The 976-nt window shown below is 67.0% G+C and carries 1 protein-coding gene; it reads right to left on the bottom strand.

Annotation, left to right across the window (positions count from 1 at the left end; translation table 11 throughout):
* On the bottom strand, nucleotides 1–976 hold a 976-nt coding region (locus tag H483_RS28455), incomplete at both ends, for a hypothetical protein (RefSeq protein WP_017836701.1).

The raw sequence follows: 976 nt of genomic DNA on the forward strand, positions 1-976 counted from the left end.
ACTCGGCCCTGCGCGCCGAGGTGCTCGCGAGTTGTTCCGCGAGTACGTTTTCACCGGCGTCGGCGAGCGCCGCGAACGTCGCGGCGTGGTGCACTCCGGCATCCGCGTCTTCCGGACTCCGGTCGAACAGCGCGATGAGTTCGTCCCCGTAGTCCTCGACGCCGTCCTCGGTCCGGGCGAGCCCGCGGACGAGGGCCGCGAGATCTTCGGTCGTGAAATCCTCGGTATCGTGATTCCCCATCACAGCGGCCGACGCGATCGCCGCGGAGACCGAGGAGTCCGAGACGTGCGGCTCCCACGCTCGCCCGAATTCGATCGCGTCCAGGGCGTCGTAGGCGTTCCCCTCGAGGAACCAGGTCGCGTACGTGCGGGCCGAGGCCGAGATCTCCATCGGGGAGGCGGCGAAGTTCCGTAGGTCGATCCCGCTGTGGACGTCGGGAAGGCGTGCGATGTCCACCGCCTTCTCCACGGTCTCAGGGTTGAACACCATGATCCGGTGTGAGCCCTTGTACGGATTCTCCGTGAAGATCCGGAAGGTGAACTCCAGGGCGACCTCACGGTCGAAGAACAGGGTCCCCAGTGCGATCCACCGGGCCGCCGTCACCGCGTCGTCGGCCGCGATGAGGAGGCGGGAATCGGGGTCACGGAGGATCTTCTCGAGTGCGGTGAGCAGTGTGGCGAGGAAGTCGTGGGCATCACGGGCCTCCAGCGCCAACTCGCGGAGCCCGACCGGCATGAAACGCTCGGACACGAGGAGTGGCGCGGGAATCGGGTCGAGTCGGGTGGACGGCGCTTTCTCCGCCAGCCATACCCCCGCGTCGTACAACTGGGCGGGCAGAGCCGGAAGGATGTCAGCCGCGGAGCTGGTCGCCAGCGCGTGGGTGAGCTGATTCCCGTCCCGGCCACCCGACTCCTTTCCCATGTATCGGCCTACTGCGAGGAGATAGTCGGTCTCGTCGCTCCAATAGGCGAACGT

The sequence above is a fragment of the Dietzia sp. UCD-THP genome (assembly GCF_000349585.1).
Taxonomy (GTDB): Bacteria; Actinomycetota; Actinomycetes; order Mycobacteriales; family Mycobacteriaceae; genus Dietzia; species Dietzia natronolimnaea_A.